At 64.4% G+C, this 23,301-nt stretch carries 19 protein-coding genes; 10 read left to right on the forward strand and 9 right to left on the reverse strand.

All coding sequences use genetic code 11. The features are described from left to right. Nucleotides 1-35 precede the first annotated feature (35 nt). Together NUH88_RS17590 and NUH88_RS17595 are read right to left on the reverse strand one after the other, a co-directional pair. On the reverse strand, nucleotides 36-569 hold the full coding sequence (locus NUH88_RS17590; RefSeq protein WP_257767740.1) for a hypothetical protein: 534 nt from the start codon (nucleotides 567-569) through the stop codon (nucleotides 36-38). A 125-nt stretch (nucleotides 570-694) separates the two neighbouring features. Further along, nucleotides 695-1,816 carry an FAD-dependent monooxygenase gene (locus NUH88_RS17595; protein WP_257767742.1) on the reverse strand — a complete coding sequence of 374 codons (1,122 nt, stop codon included), beginning with the start codon at nucleotides 1,814-1,816 and terminating at the stop codon, nucleotides 695-697. Between the two features lie 471 nt (nucleotides 1,817-2,287). On the opposite strand from NUH88_RS17595, the gene NUH88_RS17600 reads away from it, so the two are divergent. After that, on the forward strand, nucleotides 2,288-2,827 hold the full coding sequence (locus NUH88_RS17600) for a helix-turn-helix domain-containing protein (protein ID WP_257767743.1): 540 nt from the start codon (nucleotides 2,288-2,290) through the stop codon (nucleotides 2,825-2,827). A 130-nt stretch (nucleotides 2,828-2,957) separates the two neighbouring features. Here the strand turns inward: NUH88_RS17600 and NUH88_RS17605 are convergent, their stop codons facing one another. From NUH88_RS17605 to puuE, 3 genes are read right to left on the reverse strand one after another with little or no spacing between them, the layout of a single operon-like run. Then, nucleotides 2,958-3,449, reverse strand: coding sequence for an ureidoglycolate lyase (locus tag NUH88_RS17605; protein WP_257767744.1), 492 nt, complete (start codon nucleotides 3,447-3,449; stop codon nucleotides 2,958-2,960). Then, complete coding sequence (locus tag NUH88_RS17610; RefSeq protein ID WP_257767745.1) at nucleotides 3,446-4,294, reverse strand: bifunctional allantoicase/(S)-ureidoglycine aminohydrolase; 849 nt, start codon at nucleotides 4,292-4,294, stop codon at nucleotides 3,446-3,448. Before NUH88_RS17610 ends, NUH88_RS17605 begins: the two co-directional genes overlap by 4 nt. Continuing rightward, on the reverse strand, nucleotides 4,291-5,709 hold the full coding sequence (gene puuE, locus NUH88_RS22345; RefSeq protein ID WP_444329682.1) for an allantoinase PuuE: 1,419 nt from the start codon (nucleotides 5,707-5,709) through the stop codon (nucleotides 4,291-4,293). Before puuE ends, NUH88_RS17610 begins: the two co-directional genes overlap by 4 nt. 184 nt (nucleotides 5,710-5,893) lie before the next feature. Here puuE and uraH point away from each other — a divergent pair, with 184 nt between their 5' ends. Genes uraH through NUH88_RS17655 form a run of 7 tightly spaced genes read left to right on the forward strand, consistent with a single transcriptional unit; the run spans nucleotide 5,894 to nucleotide 14,433 of the window. Further along, on the forward strand, nucleotides 5,894-6,253 hold the full coding sequence (gene uraH, locus NUH88_RS17625; protein ID WP_257767746.1) for a hydroxyisourate hydrolase: 360 nt from the start codon (nucleotides 5,894-5,896) through the stop codon (nucleotides 6,251-6,253). 3 nt (nucleotides 6,254-6,256) lie between these two features. Continuing rightward, nucleotides 6,257-7,714, forward strand: a complete 1,458-nt coding sequence (xdhA, locus tag NUH88_RS17630; RefSeq protein ID WP_257767747.1) for a xanthine dehydrogenase small subunit — start codon at nucleotides 6,257-6,259, stop codon at nucleotides 7,712-7,714. After that, complete coding sequence (gene xdhB, locus NUH88_RS17635) at nucleotides 7,714-10,053, forward strand: xanthine dehydrogenase molybdopterin binding subunit (protein WP_257767748.1); 2,340 nt, start codon at nucleotides 7,714-7,716, stop codon at nucleotides 10,051-10,053. Before xdhA ends, xdhB begins: the two co-directional genes overlap by 1 nt. Further along, entirely contained in the window at nucleotides 10,050-10,895 is an 846-nt protein-coding gene (gene xdhC / locus NUH88_RS17640; protein ID WP_257767749.1) for a xanthine dehydrogenase accessory protein XdhC, read from the forward strand. Before xdhB ends, xdhC begins: the two co-directional genes overlap by 4 nt. Continuing rightward, a complete protein-coding gene (locus tag NUH88_RS17645) occupies nucleotides 10,888-12,447 on the forward strand; it encodes an ABC transporter ATP-binding protein (protein WP_257767750.1) in 1,560 nt (519 codons plus the stop codon). Before xdhC ends, NUH88_RS17645 begins: the two co-directional genes overlap by 8 nt. Next, complete coding sequence (locus NUH88_RS17650) at nucleotides 12,437-13,513, forward strand: ABC transporter permease (protein WP_257767751.1); 1,077 nt, start codon at nucleotides 12,437-12,439, stop codon at nucleotides 13,511-13,513. The genes NUH88_RS17645 and NUH88_RS17650 overlap by 11 nt, the downstream gene beginning before the upstream one ends. Continuing rightward, a complete protein-coding gene (locus tag NUH88_RS17655) occupies nucleotides 13,510-14,433 on the forward strand; it encodes an ABC transporter permease (protein WP_257767753.1) in 924 nt (307 codons plus the stop codon). Before NUH88_RS17650 ends, NUH88_RS17655 begins: the two co-directional genes overlap by 4 nt. Here NUH88_RS17655 and NUH88_RS17660 read toward each other — a convergent pair. Further along, a complete protein-coding gene (locus NUH88_RS17660) occupies nucleotides 14,430-15,362 on the reverse strand; it encodes a LysR family transcriptional regulator (protein ID WP_257767755.1) in 933 nt (310 codons plus the stop codon). The genes NUH88_RS17655 and NUH88_RS17660 overlap by 4 nt on opposite strands. 112 nt (nucleotides 15,363-15,474) lie before the next feature. On the opposite strand from NUH88_RS17660, the gene NUH88_RS17665 reads away from it, so the two are divergent. Next, the gene (locus NUH88_RS17665) at nucleotides 15,475-16,728 is read left to right on the forward strand and encodes a urate hydroxylase PuuD (RefSeq protein WP_308220071.1); all 1,254 of its coding nucleotides are present in this window, start codon (nucleotides 15,475-15,477) and stop codon (nucleotides 16,726-16,728) included. Nucleotide 16,729: 1 nt separating this feature from the next. Beyond that, nucleotides 16,730-18,043, forward strand: coding sequence for a guanine deaminase (guaD, locus tag NUH88_RS17670; RefSeq protein WP_257767757.1), 1,314 nt, complete (start codon nucleotides 16,730-16,732; stop codon nucleotides 18,041-18,043). Here guaD and NUH88_RS17675 read toward each other — a convergent pair. From NUH88_RS17675 to NUH88_RS17685, 3 genes are all read right to left on the reverse strand, one after another. Further along, nucleotides 18,006-20,045, reverse strand: a complete 2,040-nt coding sequence (locus NUH88_RS17675) for a S8/S53 family peptidase (RefSeq protein WP_257767759.1) — start codon at nucleotides 20,043-20,045, stop codon at nucleotides 18,006-18,008. The genes guaD and NUH88_RS17675 overlap by 38 nt on opposite strands. A 107-nt stretch (nucleotides 20,046-20,152) precedes the next feature. Beyond that, entirely contained in the window at nucleotides 20,153-21,322 is a 1,170-nt protein-coding gene (locus NUH88_RS17680; RefSeq protein WP_257767761.1) for a phosphatase PAP2 family protein, read from the reverse strand. 48 nt (nucleotides 21,323-21,370) lie between these two features. Further along, nucleotides 21,371-23,164, reverse strand: coding sequence for an adenylate/guanylate cyclase domain-containing protein (locus NUH88_RS17685; protein ID WP_257767763.1), 1,794 nt, complete (start codon nucleotides 23,162-23,164; stop codon nucleotides 21,371-21,373). Between the last annotated feature and the right edge of the window lie 137 nt (nucleotides 23,165-23,301).

Genomic DNA, 23,301 nt, shown 5'->3' on the forward strand with positions numbered 1-23,301 from the left:
TATTCCGTCTTCGGAGGCGTCGCGTCCCTGATCCGCTAGTTCGCGCTGCAAGGCGGCGGTCGGAGCAGTGCGTCTTGCGCGCCGTGTATCCTGATCAGGATTCGGCGCGGCAAGCTCCGCTGCTGACGTCCGCGGAACCGCTCGTCCCGGCTGCGCCCGATTGGCTTGATGTCGAGCGGATCTCCCCTGTCCGGATCCTCCGTCAGGATGCCGGGCCCCAGATCGTCGAATCCGATCAGATGCATCTCCCAGCCGTCTCGGCGCCAGGTCATCCGGCCGGTCGCGGGCGTGGCCTCCGTCGGGATACAGATCTCCTCCGGCGGGCCAAGGGTCCTGGACAAGGTTTGCTGCACGTCGCCCGCACTCTTGCGCGTGGCGGCGGCGTGACGACGTTCCAGCAGGATCTGCCGGAGGGCGCTTTTCCGGTCGAATTGCAGGATGGCCCTGAAACTGGAAGAAAAGGCCTCGAAACGTTGCAGGACCAGCCGACCGCTGAGCGGCCCGAAATCGAGACCCGGCTCCATCAGGTGGGCCTGCGGCAGTTCATGTCGTGCTTCGGTGAGGTGCATACCGAACCGGATATCCGGTAGTTCCAGCGGGAGTGGCGTCTCCCCTTTCGATGCAACCCCATGTGCGGGAAAGGCACTTAGAGCCGCGAAAAGCAGGGCGAACACATACGCCCGCCGCGGAAACCTCATCTGAGGCCGGCGCGCATCAGGCCGCGTTTGGCGCCTTGAATGCGACCAAGTGCCATCAGTCCGGCCTGTCGGAGAAACTTTTGCGCCGGAGCGGGGCGGGTCGCGACCCCTGCGAGGGCGCCGATCGCCGAAAGCCTGCCTGCGACATCCGGCTGCCGTTGCGGTGCGTAGCGGGCGAGCACGCCGGGCGCGCCGACGTCGTCACCCTTGTCCCGCGCATCGCTGAGAAGCCGCGTCAGGGTCATGATGTCGCGTACCGACATGTTCCAGCCCTGTGCGGCGATCGGCGGCGCGATATGCGCGCTCTCGCCGATCGCGACGACACGGTTCTGTGCCGGGCGCGGGGCGAAGCCGAGGGAAAGCGGGAAGACCGCCTTGGCGCCGCTAAATCTGATCGCACCGAACGCCGGCTGCCGTCGCGATAGCTTGCGCGCAATGACGTCGTCCTCGTGCGCAGCGAGGGCGGCAATGTCTTCCGGTGCAGCAATGGTGATGAGCGACGCGTCGTACTCCGCGACCGGGATCAGGGTCAGCGTGCCGGTATCGTCATACCGCTCGATGCAGAGGCGATGATGCGGCTGTTCCAGGTTTACGGGAACGCAGAGCGCACTCCGCCCGAGGGAACGTTTGCGCAATGTGATCCCGGCCGCCTCCCGCGCAATCGACTGAAATCCGTCGGCCGCGATCACCAGCCGTACCTCGAGGGAGGTTCCGTCCGCACATTCGACATGTACCCGGTCGTCGCCCGGAACGACCCGGGTCGCGGCGGCGGAATGCGTATTAACCTCCGGCATCACGGCTAGAAGATCTTTGATGAACAAATTTTGCGCGAGAAACTCCTCGCGGGCATCCGCTGCGGTGAAGAGTTCGCTCACAAGTCCGAAGGGGCCTGTCGTCTCGATCCTCAGATCAAGCAGCGGCGTCGCCTTTTGCCGGACATCGACCCCCAGGGAGTCGAGGGATTCCACGCTTGAAGGCATAAGGGCCGTGGTGCGCGGGTCGTCCGTGCGATCCGCCGGTGGGCCGACCATGAGCGCGTCGAATCCGGACGCGGACAGGGCGTGGGTCGCGAGCTGCGCGGTGGGCCCATTGCCGATAACTGCGATATCAGGCTGCATGATTGATCCTTTCATTCGGATAGTAGTGTTCGGGATCGACAATGCAATTGGTATGTTCTCTCTCGATGGTCAATTTCAGATCGTAAAGGTTGATAACCAGAATTGATCGGATGGAGCTTCTCCGGTTTTGGAAATGGCCCAGATGTTAAGAGAGTCGGGTGAAGTCACAACCAATGGTATGTGTTCCATGACTTGCCAAAAAATTCACCTATAACGTCCACGTGGAAATTGATCGTTCCGGCACAGCATGGTATGGTTAAAAACCTAGACGCCAGTTGTGCTAAAACTACAAGAAACATCCGTGAATATTGGTGGCATAGCGGTAGAATCGGCGGCGCGTTCTTCCTGCGTAGCAAAATGCTTTTAGGTTATGAGAGTCAACTTGGGGTGATTTTTTTCATTCGTTGGGTTGATGATCATGCAATCGGCAATTTTCTGTTTAGGGAACTCTAGAGGGATCGGGGGGTGATCATGAAGAACGCCGCCAGTCATCTTATGGATGAGGCACTGGACGCCGGCGAACAGGCGTCCGAAAAAGACATGGGGGAGCGGGGCAAGAGCACGGCCAATAATCCGGTCGATGTTTTTGTTGGGGCCCGACTTCGCCGTCGTCGCAAAGAGATGGGAATGACCCAGCGGATCGTCGCGCAGAAGATCGGTGTGACCTCCCAGCAATATATGAAATACGAGCGTGGCGACAATCGCATCAGCGCGTCCCGTCTGTTCGACGTGGCATCGGTGCTGAATACGCCGGTGTCGTATTTCTTCGATGAAATGGACGAGCAGACAATCTCCCAGTCGCCGGCCCGGCTGATGGGCGGCGACGACATCGCGCCGCCGATTGCCGGTGCGCACGACGTCGAGATGGATTCTCCGCTCGCCCGACGTCAGGCGAACGAGCTGGTGCGTCTCTGGGGCGACCTGCCGGAACATGCGCGGGCGCGCATCGTCGATCTGGTCAGGACGATGTCCGAGCTGGCCGATCCGGCCCAGGAAAGAGAACATCACTGATCGAAGCTCGCCCGCACTCGGCGGGCGGAACCTTCCGAACTGCAGTATTCGAACCGCCCGAGCTGGATATCGGCTCGGGCGGTTCTTGCATTCGGGGGAAGTCCGCGCCGGAGAGGGCGTGCGCCCGGATCTATTCCGCGGTGATCGTATACGGGGCCGCTAGGTGGTGCTCTTCCAGGTTATTTCCCGGACCGATCCTGTCGACGATCAGAAAGTCCGCTGGTCCTTCGAGCGGTGCGAGCACGCCGTGCCAGCAGTTGCGCTTGTACTGGATGCCTTGCGTACCGTTTGTAAGAAAAGCCTCAGGCCGTCCCGGCACGCCGTTCTCGTCCGCGGCGACGATGACGAGGAAGCGGGTGCCGTTCATCGGCACGAAAGCCTGGCTGCCGTCCGGATGACGCTCCATCATCTTCAATGTGAGAGGCAGGGAAATCGCATCGCTGCGGCCGATGCTGAGGGCGACCTCGCCTTCCGGATCCGTTTCCGGCCGCGCCCGGTCGTGATAACGGCCGCAGAGCCCCGCATTGATCATGTAGTCCGGTGCACCAGAAGCCTCCAGCACCTCGCCGTAAGGGGCGAACGCCCCCACAGTCAGGGGCTTGGCGGCGATCGTCCCGCTCATCGCCCGAAAGCTCCGACGCCGGTCAGCCGCGGATGGCGGTGCATGTCCTTGTAGAGCAGGTAGCGGAACGGCCCCGGCCCGGCGGCATAGCAGGACTGAGGGCAGAAGGCGCGCAGCCACATATAGTCGCCCGCCTCGACCTCGACCCAGTCCCGGTTCAGCTTGTAGACGCCCTTGCCCTCGAGCACGTAGAGCCCGTGCTCCATGACATGGGTCTCCTCGAAGGGAATGGTCCCGCCGGGCAGGAAGGTTACGACGGTGATATGCATGTCGTGCCTGAGATCAGACGGCTCGACGAAGCGCGTGGTCGCCCAGCGGCCCTCGGTGTCCGGCATCGCGGCGGGCGCGATGTCCTGATCGCGGGCGAAGACTGGGTCGGGCGCCTCGATCCCCTCGACCTTCTCGTACATCTTGCGGATCCAGTGGAACTGCGCGGGCTCGGCGCCGTCGTTCTTCAGAGTCCACCCGCTCGACGGCGGTAGATAGGCGAAACCGCCCGGCTCCAGCACCTTCTCCATGCCGCCGACCGTCACGGTGACGGCGCCGGAGACGACGAAGAGCGCGCCCTCGGCGCCCGCTTCCGGTTCCGGCTTCGTCGAGCCACCGCCGGGGGAGACCTCCATCACGTAGTGGGAGAAGGTCTCGGCGAAACCGGACAGCGGCCTAGCGATGATCCAGCCGCGGGTCTTCTCCCAAAAGGGAAAGAGGCTGGCGACGATGTCGGTCATCACGCCTTTCGGGATCACCGCATAGGCCTCCGTGAAGACGGCGCGGCCGGTCATCAGTTCGGTCTGCCCCGGCAGCCCGCCCGGGATCGCGTGGTAGGAACGGTTGTCGCTGCTCATGGCAGGAGGTCCTTCAGTCGGAGTTCGGTGATGCGCTCGACCTGGCGGCAGGCCTCGGCCATTTCTGTTTCGCGGTCATGCCCGATCCGCTTTTTGAAAGCTTCGAGGATGCTGGCCTTCGTGTTGTCGCGCACGGCGATGATGAAAGGGAAGCCGTGCTTCTCGACATAGCGCCGGTTCAGGTCCTCGAAGGTGGTGCGCTCGTCGTCGGTCAGTGCGTCGAGCCCGGCGCTCGCCTGCTCGGCGGTGGACTCGGCAGTCAGCCGTTTCGCCTGCGCCAGCTTGCCCGCGAGGTCCGGATGCGCGTTCAGCACGGCCAGCCGCTGCTCCGGGCTAGCGGAACGGAAGATCCGGGTGAGGGCGGAATGCAGCCCGGTCGCCGTGTCATGCGCGGGGCCGCGTTCGAGATCGAAGGCCGCCTCGGCGATCCAGGGTGAATTCTCGTAGATGCCGCCGAAGCGGGTGACGAAGGTCGCCTTGTCCATCTGGCTCGGCCGCTCGAACCGCCGTTGCGGGTGGGTCTTTGCCCAGTGCTCGGCGATCTCGATCCGGCGCGCGAACCAGACCTTGTCCTTGCTCTTCGCGTAATCGAGGAAGCGTTTCAGTCCGGCGGCCCGGCCCGGGCGTCCGGCGAGGCGGCAGTGCAAGCCGACCGACATCATCGCCGGGCGCCCTTCCTTGCCCTCCTCGTAGAGCGCGTCGAAGCTGTCCTTAAGGTACTGGAAGAAATGGTCTCCCGTATTGAAACCCTGCGGTGTCGCGAAACGCATGTCGTTGGCGTCTAGCGTGTAGGGGATGATCAGCTGGTCGTGTTCGCCCGCTTCCATCCAGTAGGGCAGGTCGTCGGCATAGCTGTCGGAGATGTAGTCGAAGTCCCCGCGGGCTGCGACCAGCGCGACCGTATTCATCGAGCAGCGTCCGGTATACCAGCCGCGCGGCGCTTCGCCGGTGACTTCGGTATGGAGCCGGATCGCTTCGACGATCTGTGCCAGCTCCTCGGCCTCCGTCATGTCCTTGTGCTCGATCCATTTGAGGCCGTGCGAGGCGATCTCCCAGCCGGCTTCCTGGATCGCCTTTACCTGCGAGGGGCTGCGGGCGAGCGCGGTGGCGACGCCGTAGACGGTCAGCGGAACCCCGGCCTCGGTGAACATCCGGTGCAGGCGCCAGAAACCGGCGCGGGCGCCGTATTCGTAGATCGATTCCATGTTCCAGTGGCGCTGGCCCGGCCAGGCGGCCGCGCCAACGATTTCGGAAAGGAAGGCCTCGGAGGCCTCGTCCCCGTGCAGCAGGTTGTTCTCCCCGCCTTCCTCGTAGTTCAGAACGAACTGGACCGCGACCCGGGCACCGCCCGGCCAGTCCGCATCGGGCGCGTTCGGGCCGTAGCCTTCGAGGTCGCGCGGATAGTCCCCCATCATCCCACCTCATCGTCGGTACCGGCGCCATTGTTCCGGAGAACGCGCGCACGGACATTCAACAAAATTTTGAAAGACTCTTATGACATGGCGCCTTTCATATACAATTCCTTGAGAATCTAATTCGGTCAAAGAGCAGCCGGGAAAACCGGCGCGCATATGCCGAGCGAACAGGGGCAGAGAGATTATGGCGTCGGGACGTCTGACAACGCATGTGCTGGATCAGGCCGCCGGGACACCCGCGGCGGGGCTGAAGATCGCGCTCTACCGCCTCGACGGCGAGGAGCGGGAGCTGGTGTCATCGACCGTCACCAACGACGATGGCCGTACCGACGCGCCGATGGCGAGCGGCGACAGTTTTATCGCCGGCAGTTACGAACTAGTTTTCGAGGCTGGCGACTATCTGCGCAGGGCAGGACACGTCTCCGGCGATATTCTCTTCCTCGACCGCATTCCGCTCCGCTTCGGCATTGCCGATGCATCGCAGCATTTCCACGTGCCGCTTTTGCTCTCGCCCTATGGCTATGCGACCTACCGGGGAAGTTGAACCATGTCGGCGCGCGGTGAGATCCGGTTCCTGCTGAACGACCGCGAGGTCCGGCTCTCTTCCGTCGGCGCGGGCGACACGCTGCTCGACCATCTCCGCCTCGACCAGCGCCTGCGCGGCACCAAGGAAGGCTGCGCCGAGGGCGATTGCGGAGCCTGCACCGTGCTGGTCGGGCGGCGCACACCGGATGGGCTGAAATACGAGACGGTGAATGCTTGCATCCGCCCGCTGGCCTCGGCCGATCTCTGCCATGTCGTGACGGTGGAATATCTCCGCGACCCCGAGGGCGGTTTGCACGCCGTGCAGCAGGCCATGGTGGAGCATCACGGCAGCCAGTGCGGCTTCTGCACACCTGGCATCGTCATGTCGCTCTATGCGCTTTGGATGGAGGGCGGCTGCGGCTCGGTTGAGGCGGTGGAGACGGCGCTACAGGGCAATCTCTGCCGCTGCACCGGCTATGCGCCGATCATCCGTGCCGCACTGGACGCGGCCGGACGAGGCTCTATGGCAGACGATCCACTGATGGCGGAACGCGATGCGGTCATGGCGAAGCTGGGGGAACTGGGCGACGGCGCGCGAGTTGTGGTCTCGCGCGGCGGCAGTACCGCGATCCTGCCTGCGGACGGGGACGATCTCGCGCGCGTGCTGCTGGAGGTGGGCAACGCGACAATCGTCGCCGGCTCGACCGATGTCGGGCTCTGGGTCACCAAGCACATGAAAGATATCTCGCCGGCGGTCTTCGTCGGCCATCTCGATGACCTGAAGCGGATCGGCGTGACCGAGGACGCGCTCTTCCTCGGAGCAGGCGTGACCTACAGCGAAAGCGCCTCGGTGATCGCGGAGCACTTCCCGCATCTCGCCGATTTTTGGGACCGGATCGGCGGCTGGCAGGTGCGCAATATGGGGACCATCGGCGGCAATATAGCCAACGGCTCACCCATCGGCGACACGCCGCCGGTCCTGATCGCGCTCGGCGCCGAAGTGATGCTGCGGCGGGGCAGCAAGCGCCGGACGATCCCGCTGGAAGCATTCTTCATCGATTACGGCAAGCAGGACCGGGCGCCGGACGAGTTCGTCGAGAGCGTGCGTATCCCTCTTCCGGCGCCGGAGACGCTGAACGCGGCCTACAAGATCTCCAAGCGGCGGGACGAGGATATCTCGGCCGTCTGCGGCGCCTTCCAGCTGACGCAAGACGGGGGCACGGTCGCCGCCGCGCGGCTCGCTTTTGGCGGCATGGCGGCAACGCCGAGGAGGGCGGCGAAGGCGGAGGCGGCGCTCATCGGCCAGCCCTGGAGTGAGGCGAGCGTCCGGGCCGCCATGGCGGCGATGGCCGAGGACTTCACACCGCTCTCAGACTGGCGGGCGTCGGCAGAGTACCGCTCGAAGGTCGCTGCCAATCTGTTGCTGCGCTTCTTCCTTGAAACATCCGGCGGGGAAGCCCCCGCGAGGCTGAGCGCGTGATGGACGGCGACCGGAATAGCGCGGTCCGCGGCGGCGTGCAAAGCGCCGAGCGCCATGACTCTGCTCATAAGCACGTACGCGGCACGGCAGACTATATCGACGACATGGCGGAGCCTGCGGGCACGCTTCACGCCTATCTCGGGCTTTCGGAAACGGCCCATGCCGAGATCGTCTCGATGGACCTTTCCGCCGTCCGCGCGGCGCCGGGTGTCGCGCTGGTCCTCACTGCCGACGACATTCCGGGTGAGAACGATGTCAGTCCGGTCCATGCCTATGACGATCCGGTCTTCGCCGAAGACAAGGTCATGTTCCGGGGGCAGCCGATGTTCGCGGTGATCGCGGAGACGCGGGACGCGGCCCGCAGGGCGGCGGCGCTGGCCAAGATCGAGTATCGCGCGCTCCCGGCCCTGGTCACCATCGACGAAGCGCTGGAGGCGGGCGGCGATCTCGTGACCCCGCCGCTGAAGCTCGAACGCGGAGACGTTGAAAGCGCGTTGAAATCGGCACCGCGCCGGCTCAGGGGCGAGATGGAGATCGGTGGGCAGGATCATTTCTATCTCGAGGGCCATATCGCGCTCGCCATCCCGGGCGAGGACGAGACCGTCACGATCCATTCCTCGACCCAGCATCCGAGCGAGGGCCAGGTTCTGGTCTCGCAGGTCCTCGGCGTCCCGGCGAACGCGGTTTCGGTCGTGGTCCGGCGCATGGGTGGCGGTTTCGGCGGAAAGGAGAGCCAGCCGGCATTGTTCGCCGCCGTCGCGTCGCTCGCCGCCAAGAAGCTGAACCGCGCGGTGAAGCTCCGCCCGGACCGTGACGACGACATGATCGCGACCGGTAAGAGACACGATTTTAAAGTCTCCTACGATGTCGGCTATGACGAGGAGGGACGGATCCTCGCCGTCGACGGCACTTTCGCCGCGCGCTGCGGCTTTTCGGCGGATCTCTCCGGGCCGGTGACGGACCGCGCGCTCTTCCATGCCGACAATGCCTACTACTATCCGGCCGTGCGCCTCCGTTCGCAGCCGCTTCGCACCAACACGGTCTCCAACACCGCCTTCCGCGGCTTCGGCGGTCCGCAGGGCGTGGTCGGAGCGGAGCGGATCGTCGAGGAGATTGCTTACGCCCTCGGCAAGGACCCACTGGAGATCCGCAAGGCGAATTTCTACGGCAGCGAGCCGGACCGGGATGTCACGCCCTATCACCAGCAGGTCACCGACAGCATCCTCGACCGGCTGGTTTCAGAGCTGGAGGAGAGTTCGGACTATCGGGCGCGGCGGAAAGCGATCCTCTACTTCAATGCGAAGGGCGGCATCCTCCGCAAGGGCATCGCGCTGACGCCGGTGAAGTTCGGCATCTCCTTCACCGCGACCTGGTACAATCAGGCGGGCGCGCTGGTGCATGTCTACAAGGACGGCTCGATCCACCTGAACCACGGCGGCACCGAGATGGGGCAGGGGCTCTTCACCAAGGTGGCGCAGGTCGTGGCCGACTGTTTCCAGGTCGATCTCGACCGCATCCGGGTGAGCGCGACGACGACAGAGAAGGTGCCGAACACCTCGGCGACGGCGGCCTCCTCGGGCTCGGACCTGAACGGCATGGCCGCCCAGGACGCGGCGGAACAGATTAAGCAGAGGCTCCGGTCTTTCGCGGCGGAGAAATGGGGCGTGCCGGAAGAGGCGGTCCGCTTCGAGGCCGGGCAGGTCCTTGTCGGCAGCGAGGCTCTGAGCTTCGAGACCTTCATCGCCGCCGCCTACATGGCGCGGGTGCATCTTTCGGCCGCAGGCTTCTACAAGACGCCGGAGATCCATTGGGACCGGGAAGCAGGCAAAGGACGCCCCTTCTACTATTTCGCCTATGGGGCGGCTGTCTCCGAAGTCTCCATCGACACGCTGACCGGCGAATATCGCATCGAGCGCGCCGACATCCTGCACGATGTCGGCAAGTCGCTCAATCCGGCGATCGACAAGGGGCAGGTCGAGGGCGGTTTCATCCAGGGTGTCGGCTGGTTGACCACGGAGGAGCTGTGGTGGGACGGGGAGGGACGTCTGCGCACGCACGCGCCCTCGACCTACAAGATCCCGCTCGCTTCCGACGTGCCGCGGATCTTCAACGTCGCGCTCGCCGAATGGTCGGAGAACAGGGAACGGACCATCCGCCGCTCCAAGGCGGTGGGCGAGCCGCCGCTGATGCTCGGCATTTCCGTGCTCGAAGCGCTCTCCATGGCGGTGGCGAGCGTCGCGGATTACCGGGAGTGCCCGCGCCTCGACACGCCCGCGACGCCGGAACGCATCCTGCTCGCAGTCGAACGGTTTAGGGCGGCTGAGGGAGCGGCGGCATGAGTGGCTCCTTCTTCGAGACCGTCGGGTCGGCAATCCGGCTGGAGCTGGTCTCCGCCCGAGGCTCCACGCCGCGCGAGGCCGGGACGGTGATGTATGTCTCCTCCGACCGCTCGGAAGGCACCATTGGCGGCGGACGGCTGGAATACATCGCCATCGAGGCGGCGCGCGACATGTTGATTGCGGGCTCCGTGGAACGGCGCCTCGAATTGCCGCTCGGCCCGGAGATCGGGCAGTGCTGCGGCGGCCACGTGGCGATCAGCATGCTTCTGCTCGATGCCGGGGCGCTCGCACTCGAAGAGACGCGTCATGCCGAAGCCCGGAAACAGCTCCCGGCGGTCTATATTTTCGGCGCCGGTCATGTCGGCCGCGCCCTTGCGGCGGCCTGCGCGCTGTTGCCGGTGCACACTGTCCTGGTCGATGAGCGTGAGGCGGAATTAGAGGGTTGTTCGGCGCCGGTGCGCCGCTGCCTGACACCTTTGCCGGAGGCCGAGGTGCGCAGCGCGCCGCCCGGTAGCGCCTTTGTCGTCCTGACCCACGATCACGCGCTCGATTTCATTATCGCCGCTGAGGCGCTTATGCGCGGCGATGCGGCCTATGTCGGCATGATCGGCTCGAAGACCAAGCGGGCATCCTTCGAGCGCTGGTGTGCGAAAAGTAGCGCCCCGGTGGGCGATACCACACCGCTGGTCTGCCCGATCGGGGCGGCGGGCAGCGGCGACAAGCGCCCGGAAGTGATTGCCGCCTACGTCGCGGCGGAGGTGATCGCACGATTGACGGCGGCGCGGGAGCCGGGGGATGCTGCGGTGCAAAAAATAACCAGCGGGGGCGGGTTGCATGAGTGAGGGGGCGACGAGCCGCCTGGAACTGACGGGGATCACCAAGTCGTTTCCGGGAGTGCTCGCCAATGACGATGTGAGCTTCTCGGTGGCGCCGGGCACGATCCACGCGCTGCTGGGGGAGAATGGGGCCGGCAAGTCGACGCTGGTGAAGATGATCTACGGCATCATGCATCCCGATGCCGGCGAGATCCGCTTCGACGGCAAGCCGGTGCAGGTCGCCAACCCGAAGGCGGCCCGCGCCATGGGCGTCGGCATGGTGTTCCAGCATTTCTCGCTCTTCGAGGCGATGACGGTTCTGGAGAACATCGCCCTCGGGCTCGACGAGGCGGTCTCCTACGCCGATCTTGAGAGCCGCATCCGCGCCGTGCTCGACGAGTACAATCTGCATCTCGATCCGCACCGCGCCGTCGCGACCCTCAGCGTCGGCGAGCGCCAGCGTATCGAGATCGTCCGCGCCCTGCTGCTGAACCCGCGACTGCTGATCATGGACGAGCCGACCTCGGTGTTGACGCCGCAGGAGGTCGCGCAACTGTTCGACACGCTCCGCGCGCTCGCCAAGGGCGGCTGCTCGATCCTCTATATCAGTCACAAGCTGCACGAGATCGTGGAGCTCTGCGACAAGGCGACGATCCTGCGCGGGGGCAAGGTGGTCGCGGAATGCGATCCGCGCCAGGAATCCTCCCGCTCCATGGCGGAGATGATGATCGGCGGCTCGCTGAAGGAGATCGAGAAGGCGGAGGGCCGCAGCTTCGGGGCCGAACGCTTCGTCGTTTCCGATCTGTCGCTACCGGCCGACGACGAGTTCGGCACCACACTGAAGAACGTCACCTTTTCCGTCCGCGCGGGCGAGATCTTCGGCGTCGCCGGCGTCGCCGGAAACGGCCAGAACGAGCTGCTGCTGGCGTTGAGCGGCGAGCGGCCGGTGCCATTCGGTGACGCGGTAAGGATCGACGACGTGCCGGTCGGCACGCTGGGGGCGGAAGAGCGCCGGCGGCACGGCCTCTGCGCGGTGCCGGAAGAGCGCAACGGGCACGGTGCGGTGCCGGGCTTCTCGCTCACCGACAATGCCATCCTGACCGCCCGCAACCGCAAGAACATGGTCAATTGGGGCGTGATCAACGGCCGTCTGGCGGAACGTTACACCGACGAGGTGATCCACACTTTCGCCGTCAAGACCACCGGCGCGGCATCGCCCGCAGGGTCGCTCTCCGGCGGCAACCTGCAGAAATTCATCATGGGCCGGGAGATCATGCAGGCGCCGGAAGTGCTGGTGGTCTCGCAGCCGACCTGGGGCGTCGATGCCGGTGCGGCAGCGGCGATCCACCAGGAGATCGTCGATCTCGCAGCGCGCGGCTCGGCGGTTGTGCTGATCAGCCAGGACCTGGACGAATTGCTCGCTATTTCCGACACGCTCGCTGTGATGAACGAGGGCGGTCTTTCCCGCAGCCTGAAGGTCGGCGAGGCCTCTGTCGACGAGATCGGCCTGCTGATGGGCGGCGTGCATGGCGACCCGGACGCGACGAAGGAATATGCGGGAGCCTCCCATGCTGCTTGAGCTGGAGAAGCGCAAGCAGCCCAGCCGCGCGATGCTCTACCTGACGCCGGTCATCTCGGTGCTGCTGACCATGATCGCCGGCGCGACGATTTTCTCCGTGCTCGGCTACGACGGGCCCGGCGCGGTCTGGGCGATCTTCTTCGTCCCGGTGCTGGATATCGGCGCCTGGCAGGATCTCGGCATCAAGGCGGCCCCGCTGATCCTGATCGCGACCGGTCTTTCCATTGGGTTCCGCGCCAATGTCTGGAATATCGGCGCCGAGGGCCAGTATGTGATGGGCGGGCTCGCCGGGACCGGTATCGCGCTCGCCACCTGGGAGATGGAGGGCTGGTGGATCCTGCCGGCCATGTGCCTCGCCGGCGCGATCGGCGGCGCTCTCTATGCCGCGATTCCGGCTTTCCTCAAGACGAAGCTCAATGTCAGCGAGATCCTGAGCAGTCTGATGCTGACCTATGTCTCGATCCAGCTCCTCTATTTCCTGATGCGCGGTCCCTGGAAGGACCCGGAGGGATTCAATTTCCCGCAGAGCCGGATGTTCAGCGACAGCCAGCTCCTGCCCGAGATCGGCGATACCTTCGTCCATCTCGGCGTGCCGCTCGCCTTCATCGTCGCGGTGATCGCCTGGTATGTGCTTTCGAAGACCGTGTTCGGCTTCGAGATCCGTGTCGTCGGCGCGGCGCCGAACGCGGCGCGCTATGGCGGTTTCAACCGGAAGCGCACGATCTGGCTCGCCCTGCTCGCGGGCGGCGGCTTCGCCGGGTTTGCTGGCATCCTGGAGGCGGCAGGTCCTTACGGGCAGATGGTCCCGCAATTCCCGACCGGATACGGCTTCACCGCCATCATCGTCGCCTTTCTCGGACGGTTGCACCCGGCGGGCATCGTGCTCGGCGCGCTCATTCTTGCCATCTCCTATGTCGGCGGCGAGATCGCGCAATCCTCCATCGGCCTGCCGAACGCGGCGAGCGGGCTGTTCCAGGCGATGATGCTGTTCTTTCTGCTGGCAACCGACATTCTGGTGACCTATCGCCTCCGCTTCAGCGGTGCGCGCAGCGGAGGCGCGGCATGACCGAAGCGATCCTCATCTCCATCCTTGTCACCGTCGTCGGGGCGGCAACGCCGATCCTGCTGGCGGGCCTCGGCGAACTCGTTGTGGAGAAGTCCGGCGTGCTCAATCTCGGGGTCGAGGGCATGATGCTGGTCGGTGCCGTCACCGGCTTCGCCGTCACCACCATGACCGGCGTCACCTTCGTGGGCATCGTCGCGGCCGCGCTCGCGGCGGCGGGCGCCTCGATGATCTTCGGCTATCTCACGCTGACCCTGACCGCCAACCAGGTTGCGACCGGCCTCGCGCTCACCATTTTCGGCATCGGCCTTTCCTCGCTGATGGGCGCCGGTTTCGTCGGCCAGACGGTGGAGCGGATCGGCCCGCTCTTCCCGCCGGCGCTGGCCGAGCACGAACACCTCCGTGTGCTCTTCGGCTACGATCCGGTGGTCTATTTCTCTTTCGCCATGACCCTCGCGGTCGCCTGGTTCCTCCGCCGCACCCGCGCCGGCTTGATCCTGCGCGCGGTCGGGGAGAACGATGTCTCCGCCCATTCCATCGGCTATTCGGTGATCTCGGTACGTTACATGGCGGTCGCCTTCGGCGGCGCCATGGCCGGGATCGGCGGCTGCTACTATTCGCTGGTCCTGACCCCGATGTGGGCGGAAAAGCTGACCGCCGGGCGCGGCTGGATCGCGCTGGCGCTGGTCGTCTTCTCCGCCTGGCGCCCGATGCGGCTGCTCGCCGGGGCCTATCTCTTCGGCGTGGTGATGACGCTGGAGCTGCACGCCAAGGCAGCCGGCTTCGAATACGTCCCGCCGGAATTCCTCGCCGCGATGCCCTACCTCGCGACCATCGTCGTGCTGGCGCTGATCTCGATGCGGAAGTCGGTGGGCTCGCAGGCGCCGGCGTGTCTGGGGCAGCCGTTCAAGCCGTCGACCTAGACCGCTGTAGACACTCCCTTCATCATCCCCTCGACCCGCGCCTTGCATTTCCTGATCATGAAATCGACGAACAGCCGGATCTTCGGGTCGAGCAGGCGGCGGTGGGGATAGAGGCAGGCGAGGGCCACCGGCGGGGGCGGGGTGTCTTCCAATACTGGGACAAGAGCGCCGCTGCGGATATGGCCCGCGACCTCGAAAAAGGGCTTGTTGACGATGCCGCGGCCGGCAAGCGCCCATTCGGTCAGCACGTCGCCCTCGTCGGCATCGTAAGGACCGCGGACGTTGAAGCGGGCCGGGCCGGTCTTTGTCTGCAGTGTCCAGAAATATTCCTGCGTGCCGGGAAAGCGGAGCAGCAGGCAGCGGTGGCCGCCCTCGACCAGGTCCTCCGGCTTCTCGGGCGTGCCGAAATGGTCGAGATAAACCGGCGCGGCGCAGAGCACACGCGGGCAGTCCATGATCTTGCGGGCTTTCAGGCTCGAATCCTCCGGTGTGCCGAGCACGATGGCGACATCGACCCGTTCGTCGAAGATGTCGACCTTGCGGTCGGAGAGCCGGAGCTGGATCGCGAGGTCGGGATAGAGGTCGTTGAATTCCGGCACCAGCGGCGCCACCACGCGGCGGGCGAGGCCGAGGGGGGAGAGCACCTTGATCGAACCGCGCGGGGTCTGCGAGTACTCCGCGACCGCCGCTTCCGCCTTGTCCAGCGCCTCGATGATTTCTTTCGCATGATCGTAAAAGAGGCGCCCGACCTCGGTCGGGGCGATCTTCCGCGTGGTCCGGTTGAAGAGCCGGATACCGAGCCGGTTTTCAAGCTCCCGTATACGATTGCTCGCCACCGCCGGGGTCAGCCGGAGATCCCTGCCGCCCGCGGTAATGCTGCCGAGTTCGACGGTGCGCACGAAGACCCGGATGCTGTCGAGATAGGGCATGCCCGCCTCTGATTTTCAAAAATTCCTATAAAGTAAAGCGGAGATATCGCGCTTTTGGAAGCGCCGCGGATTTGCCAGAGTGTCGCCATGGGATGCTGCTGGGGGTGCGCGAATGCTTGAGCTGTTGCCGAATTCGGCCGTGATCTGGGACTGGGCGTCTTTCGCCGCGCGCTGGCTGCATGTCATCACCGCCATCGCCTGGATCGGCTCGTCCTTCTACTTCATCGCCCTTGATCTCGGCCTAAGGAAGGCGGCGGACCTGCCGGAGGGCGCCCATGGCGAGGAATGGCAGGTGCATGGCGGCGGCTTCTATCACATCCGGAAATATCTCGTGGCCCCCGCCGCCCTGCCGGAACACCTGACCTGGTTCAAGTGGGAGAGCTACTGGACCTGGGTATCGGGCTTCGCACTGCTCTGCATCGTCTATTACGGCCATGCCGATCTCTACCTGATCGACCAAAGCGTCTGGGCCGCCGAAAGCTGGCAGGCCATCGCCGTGTCGCTCGGCTCGCTCGCGCTTGGCTGGACGGTCTATACGCTCGCCTGCCGCTCGCCGCTGGCGAAGAGCCCGACGCTGCTGATGGTGCTGCTCTACGCGGCGCTTGTGGCGCTCGCCTGGGGCTTCACGCAGATCTTCACCGGGCGTGCCGCCTTTCTGCATCTCGGCGCCATCACCGCGACCATCATGTCCGCCAACGTCTTTATGGTGATCATCCCGAATCAGAAGGTCGTCGTTGCCGATCTGAAGGCGGGCCGTACTCCGGACGCGAAATACGGCGCCATCGCCAAGCTGCGCTCGACGCACAACAACTACCTGACCCTGCCGGTCCTCTTCCTGATGCTCTCGAACCATTACCCGCTCGCCTTTGCGACCGAGTACAACTGGATTATCGCGAGCCTGGTCTTCCTGATGGGCGTCACGATCCGGCATTTCTTCAACAGTATGCATGCCCGCAAGGGACAGCCCTGGTGGACCTGGGGGCTGACCGCCGCGCTCTTCCTCGCCATCGTCTGGCTCTCGACCGCGGGTCCCAAGTCCGTGCCGGAAGATGCAGCGGAGGCGGTGATGGGACCGGCCGCGATGCAATTCGCCTCATCGGATCATTTCGAAGAGGTCACCTACGCGGTGATGGGGCGCTGCTCCATGTGTCACGCCGAGGAGCCGGCCTGGGACGGGATCGTCGCGGCGCCGAAGGGCGTGCTGCTGGAGACCGAGGCGCAGATCGCCTCCCATGCCCGCGAGATCTATCTCCAGGCCGGGTTGAGCCACGCGATGCCGCCGGCCAACGTTTCCTACATGGAGCCGGTGGAACGCCAGCTTATCGTCACCTGGTACGAGGACGGCCGCCGCGGCGCCGTGCAGTGACATGACCGAGACCATCCTTCGCGGGCGGGTGTTGAGCTTCCGCTCCGAGCCGGCGCATTACGACGACATGGACAGCTTCCTCTATATCGAGGACGGCGCGGTGCACATCGCGGGCGGGAAGATCGTGTCCGTCGGCGCGTTCGATCCGAAGGCGGGTGAGGGGGCGACCGTCGTAGACCACCGCCCGCACCTGATCGTGCCGGGCTTCATCGACACCCACGCGCATTTCCCGCAGATGCAGGTGATCGCGTCCTGGGGCGCGACCCTGCTCGACTGGCTGGAGAAATACACCTTTCCGGAGGAAACGCGGTTCTCCGACCCGGAGCATGCGGCGACAATTGCGGGCCATTTCCTCGACACGCTGGCGGCGCACGGCACTACAACGGCGGCGGTCTACTGCACCGTCCATCCGCAGTCGGCAGAGGCCTTCTTCACCGAGGCGGAGCGCCGGAACATGGCGATGATCGCCGGCAAGGTGATGATGGACCGGAACGCGCCGAAGGGCCTGCTCGACACGCCTGAGAGCTCCTACGACGACAGCAAGGCGCTCATCGGCAAATGGCACGGGCGGGGACGGGCGCTCTATGCCATCACCCCGCGCTTCGCCATTACCTCGACGCCGGAGCAGCTCGAGATGGCCGAGGCGCTGGTGCGCGAGCATCCGGATTGCTACCTGCAGACCCATCTCTCCGAGAACAAGGCGGAAATCGAATTGACGCGCCAGCTATACCCCGGCGCGCGGGACTATTTCGACGTCTACGAGAGCTATGGCCTGCTCGGCGCGAAGAGCCTTTTCGGCCATGCGATTCATCTCACAAAGCGCGAGCAGAAGCGGATGGCGGAGACGGACTCGGTCGCCGTCTTCTGCCCGACCTCGAACCTCTTCCTCGGCAGCGGTCTCTATGACGAGGCGGGACTTCGGGCCGATGGAGTGCGCCGCGCGATCGCGACCGATGTCGGCGGCGGCACCAACTACTCGATGCTGCGGACACTGGACGAAGGCTACAAGGTGCTGGCGCTCAGGGGCCAGCGCATGGACCCGCTGCACAGCTTCTACTGGGCGACCCTCGGAAATGCTCATGCGCTCTCGTTGGAGGACCGGATCGGGACGCTGGCACCCGGGAGCAATGCGGATATCGCCGTGCTGGACAGCCGGGCCACTCCGGTCATGGCGCTTCGGATGGAACGGGTGAAAAGCCTGCAGGAGGAGCTTTTCCTCCTGCAGACCCTTGGCGATGACCGGGCGGTGGCCGAAACCTATGTGGACGGCCGGCCGGTCAAGAATTGTGCGTCGTCTGCGGATAGATCTGGCTGATCCGCAGGCCGTCGCGCGGCGTCGTCAGATCCGTGCGACCATGCCCGATCCGTTCGGGCGTCTCCGACGGCCAGTCGGGGTTTTTCTTTTCTGCCTTTTTGGCCGCTTTTTTGACATAGGCCTTGCTGTCCGGAAGCGGCAAGCCCGGCTTCCAATCGGCGACGTAATCCGCAACCAAACGCGCGACCTGTGGAGAGGACACGCTGGTTCCGTTCAGGCTCACGACAGATCCGTTTGCGGTCCCCGCACTCAGAACGCCGGGGCAGGCGACCGAGATGTCGGCCGTTTGCATCGCCCAGGGCGCGAACTCGGCGGGCTTGGACTGGCCCGGTCTTGGCAGAAGAGGTCCGCTTGACGAATAGGGCGTCGGCTTCATGGTCTGCCAGACATTGGCGGCGGCAACGACGGGCGTTTTGCCCCCGGCGATCGCGTTGATCGTCGAGGCGCGTTTCACCACGCTGTCCGCGTCGTCCGTCTCCTTAAGGCTTCCGATCGGCGTCATCGGCTCTTTCGGGTAGAGATTGCGCTCCACATAGACCCGGTATTCCTTGTCCCAGAGATAGGACTGCCGGCCTTCGCGCTCGTAGCCGATCGGCGGGGTGTCCCACTGCACCCAGCCGTCGACGGTCTGGGCTTGCGGGGATTTGTTGGTCAGTGTGACGGTCCAGTCGCCGGACGGCGAAAGTGCTCCCGGGGCATTGTGATAGAAGGTCGGTAGCAAAGCGATGAGCATGCGGCCGTTCCGTGGCGCGCCAAGTGGTTGGTCGATAAGCTCCTGACGGTCGTAATAGGCCGCCGCGACGACGTCTCCGCCATCTGTGCTCCACTCCATCGTCCACTTGTCTTTTGTGTTCGTCAGCACGGGGCTGAGCGGCCCCATACCGTTCGGTGGGGTGAGGGTCAGGGCGATTTCAGGACCTCCGCAGCCGGCAGCCGACGCGTCCGGCATCCAGAGTTCGAGATAGCTGAAGGTCTTGTCGTCCGGGATGATGCGCCATTGCACGCTTTGTTCGGCCTTCTTCTGCCCGTGCGACTTGAGCTCGAAATGGGCATGGCTCTGAATCAGCAGGCTGTTGCCGGCCGGAAGCACCATGTCGGTCGGCGCCTTGACGGTGCTGCGCCGATTTTCGATCAGCTTGTCCAGGACGGCCTCGATCACAGAGGTTCCGTTATGTGGGCCGGCGCGCATGCCGGAACTGAAGTTGATCACGACCGGAAGCGGCTTCTGGGGATCGTTCGCGAGATCCGCGGCGCGCTGGAGAATGTAGGACACGGCCTCCAGCACATATTTCTCAAGACCGACCCCCGAAGTGTCCGCGACTGTTGCGCTCGGCAACTGCACGCAGATGATCGGCCGGTCGGTCCGGTTCTCCGACGGATCGTAGCCGCCCGCGAGATCCATGGTGCTGGTCCCGTGGGCGATCCGCTGGGCGACGGCGTTGTGCTGCTTCGGCCGCCTGAAGTCGATCTGCCCGATCGCCTGATAGAACGCGGTCTCGTCGAGCTGGCCGTTCCGTGTATGGGCTTTCAGGAAGTCATCGATGCCGGGAAGATCGGAACCTTTTCCGGCGGCCCTGAAGCCATGTTTCGAGAGTTCCCGGCCGTAGAGCGGCAAGGCGCTCGAGGGATGCGATCCTGCGAAATAGGTCGACGCGATGACTGCGCGGTCCTGCAGCCAGGTATAGGCGATCCGAGAGGTGCCGTCGGCCGACCGGAAGCGGTCATGACCGATTGCGAGGCCCTCGTCGATGACTCCTATCACGACCGGGTTGTTACCGAGTCTGAGCGGCGGCTGTTTCTTGACCTTCAGAAGCGGCGCTGGCTCCACCGCGTCCGACGGCAGCTTCTGGGCCATCACCCTCTCGTCGAAAATAGTGTTTCCGGCCGAGTCCAAGATCTTCAGGTCGTATGGCTGGTATTCGGTCGCGAATTTCTTCGCCGGACCGTTCAGCCAGTCGAAATATCCGTCCGGTCCGGACGTCTTTCTCTCTTTCCATTTCATCGGGGCGCTCCTTCGTCTGCGCGCCGGCGTCCGCCGGCGGCCATCCCTCTGGCTCGATAAGCGTCACCGCCGCCGTGCGAGTTTGTGCACGGTGGCGGCGGCCGGACTCACTTCCACTCGTCCAGCGCTTTTTTCCAGAGCCAGCTGAGGGTCGCGGATGACTCGCCGAGTTTTGTCTGCGTGCCGCTCTGTTTCCCCGAATAGGGAGTCGGTATGAGCTCCCCGGCATTCGCTTTGTCGCCCCTGACGACGTTCCAGATGGAGAAGTCCTGATCTCCCGGATACTTCTCGCCGTCGAACTGCCAATTGCTGATCTTTTTCTCGTCCGTGCAGCGGGCGACCAGGTACTGGCCGAGCTGGATACCGAGAATGGCGCCGGCCGCGCTGTCCGCCGGGAAGTGTACGCCGGCGACGGTGCGGTTGATGGCGATCCGTTCCGCCTGCCGCATCAGCTGTTCGTATAGGCCGATATCCTTGTAGGTCGCGCTGCCGGATTCCTTCATCAGGCGCCAGAGGACATAGGCGAAGATCGAACCTTCGGTCGCATGGCCGCTCGGCAGGGTACCGTGATCCGGCGTTGGGATGATCGGCTGGATCTGCGGCGAGAATTCGATCGGCCGCTTGCAGGCGAGGCCGTTCTTGACCTGCATGACCATTTCGTAGGCCAGGCGCAGGGCGACGAAAATCAGTTCAATGGTCCAGGGCGTACGCGCCTGATCTAGGAACGCGATCGAGCTGTAGAACATCATCGGCACGCCGAGTTGGGCGACGATCTCGGGCGCCCGGTCGACCCGAAGCTCCTCATAGCCGTGGATGAATTCGAGCTGCTCCTTAAAGGTCTTGATATCGGGACGGCTCAGCTTGATCAGCGGGTGATAGTCCGCTTTCGGCGGCTTGCCTGCCTGGGACTTGGTTTCCAGGTGATAGATATTGACCGCCGGTGCTTTGCCGCTGGTGTCCAGCTCGGCGCCGAGGCGCGAGAAGACCTCGAAATGGTAGAGCGTGGCACGGACCACCGGTGACCAGAGTTCGAGATTTTTGAGATCGCCCGCCTTCAGCGGTTTCGGCGGCGGCGGCGGCGCCCAGGTTCCGGCGATGCCGTCCTGATTGCTGATCAGCGGTCCCGGCACGACGAGCTGGGCGCCGCCGAGACCGGATAGACCGCTCAATCCGCTGAGGCCGCTCAGCCCACTGAGGCCACTCAGTCCGCTAAGACCGCTCAATCCACTGAGTCCGCTCAAACCACTGAGGCCGCTCAGTCCACTCAATCCGCTCATTGTCATCTCCGTACTCCCCCTTCGGTGATGTGCGTATGGATAGGATGTTCAGGATTCCGGTATGCCGACCTTTCGCATGATGTCGGCGAACTCCTCGCCGAGGCTGTAGGACGCGGCCGGCGTCCGGTCGAGCCAGCCGGAGACCGTGAGGCCCGGCTCGCTGTTCTGCAGCAGCAAAGCGGTCTGCTTCGCCTGCTCGAATTTCTCAAGCCGCCATTCCGCGGCGAGTTTCACGCGGAGGGTCGAGGTATGCTGCTTGTTGGCACGCAGCGACCGGTCCGCCAGTTCCAGGGACTGCTCGTTCTTGCCGTCGGCGAGGCAGGCCGTCGCGGCAAGGGAATCGTAGTAGTAGCGCTGCGGGTCCAGCGGCGAGAGGGCGAGCGCCCGGCTCGTGCTCTCCACGGCGACATCGCCCTGATCGACGAAGGCGTGAAGGGCTCCCTTCAGCAACCATGCGAGCGAGGAATTCGGATTGGCGCGCACCGCCATCTCGTAGCGGTCTTCCGCGACATCGAAGCGCTTCAGGAAATGCGTGGTCACCAGACCTTCGACAGTCAGCGCGAGGGACGAGTCGGGATCGGTGTCCAGCGCACGTCTCGTGTGGTCGAGCGCGACGTCGCCGTCCCGCGTGAGGTCCGGAGACCATCCCTGCTGCGCGCGAAGGACGAGCCAATGCGCGATATGGGCATGCGGCACCGGGTGGCGCGGCGTACGGTTTACGATCTCCGCGAGGAGATCGCGGGCCAGGGTGAAATCGTCGACCGTATTGCGGTGCATCAGGGTGATGGCCGCAATCAGCAGGGTGTGCGTTTCCAGCGTCGGCAATGCCGCGACACGGGCTCGGCGCACTTCCTGCGAGGCGATCGACATGCCGATCGTCTCGATGAAGCGGTCGACGATCTCCGCCCGCAGTTCTGCCGGGCCAATCAGAGAGATGTTGAGCGGCTCCGCCCGGATCACGTTGCCGGATCCGCCGTCGGCCAGTTCCGTCTGAAGGTGAACCGTGTCTCCATCCAGCATGTAGCTTCCGGAAAGCACATAGTTCGCGCCGAGCTGGCCGCAGATCTCCTTGATGCTCGCCGTCCGGTTGCGGAACGCGCTGGTCGACAGGCGGGATATGACATTGGTGAACATGGAGCGCGAGAGCGGCTCGATGATCGTGTCCGCCAGAACCTCGCCGATGATCTGCCGTTCCGGTTCCCGATAGGGACAGGAAAAAGGAATGACGGCGATGGTCGGCTGCAGATGCGCCAAATTCATCGCACTCGGCAGCATCCTTTCGAGGTTCGGCGGGCTGAGGCGGAAGGACCTGACCGGGTCGTCGAGGTTCTTCAGATAGCACGGCCCCATATCTTCGATATCGCAATCGATATCCAGCGCCAGCCGATCCCGCACGGCGGCGGAAACGACGATCTCGCCGGGCCGGGCGAGTCCGCCGAGCCGGGCCGCAACATTGACCTTGTGGCCGTAGACGTCCCGGGCGCCGGAGATGACTTCCCCGACCTCGATGCCGATTCTGAGGCGGATCTTCTGTTCGTCCGGTTGGCTGGTTTCCAGTGTTTGGAACATGCTTTGGATGCCGAGCGCGGCTGCTACCGCCGACCTCGCATCCTCGAATTCCACGAGGAATCCGTCGCCCAGGCTCTTCACCATGCGTCCGGAGGTCCGCGGAAGAATCTGGTTCTCGACGGTATCGACCAGCCGGATCCACCGTTCGATGACGCTCTGTTCGTCCTTCGCTATCAGCCGGACTGAGTCCGCCATATCGGCGACCAGCACCGAGCGGCTGACGAAGCCGATGCTGTCGAGAGCGCTTAGCGCCGCGATGCTGGGCGGTGTCATGTCGGACCGAAAAGACGTCGTTGTTTTCTTAAAACGGCTAAAATTAACGTTACCGTACAGCAATGCTGCTGGGTATCGAGCGATTTCGCGTGGAAAATTACTTAAGTCAGAATACTGTAATAGCGTTGGTCTGGGGT

It is taken from the genome of Nisaea acidiphila (assembly GCF_024662015.1).
Taxonomy (GTDB): domain Bacteria; phylum Pseudomonadota; class Alphaproteobacteria; order Thalassobaculales; family Thalassobaculaceae; genus Nisaea; species Nisaea acidiphila.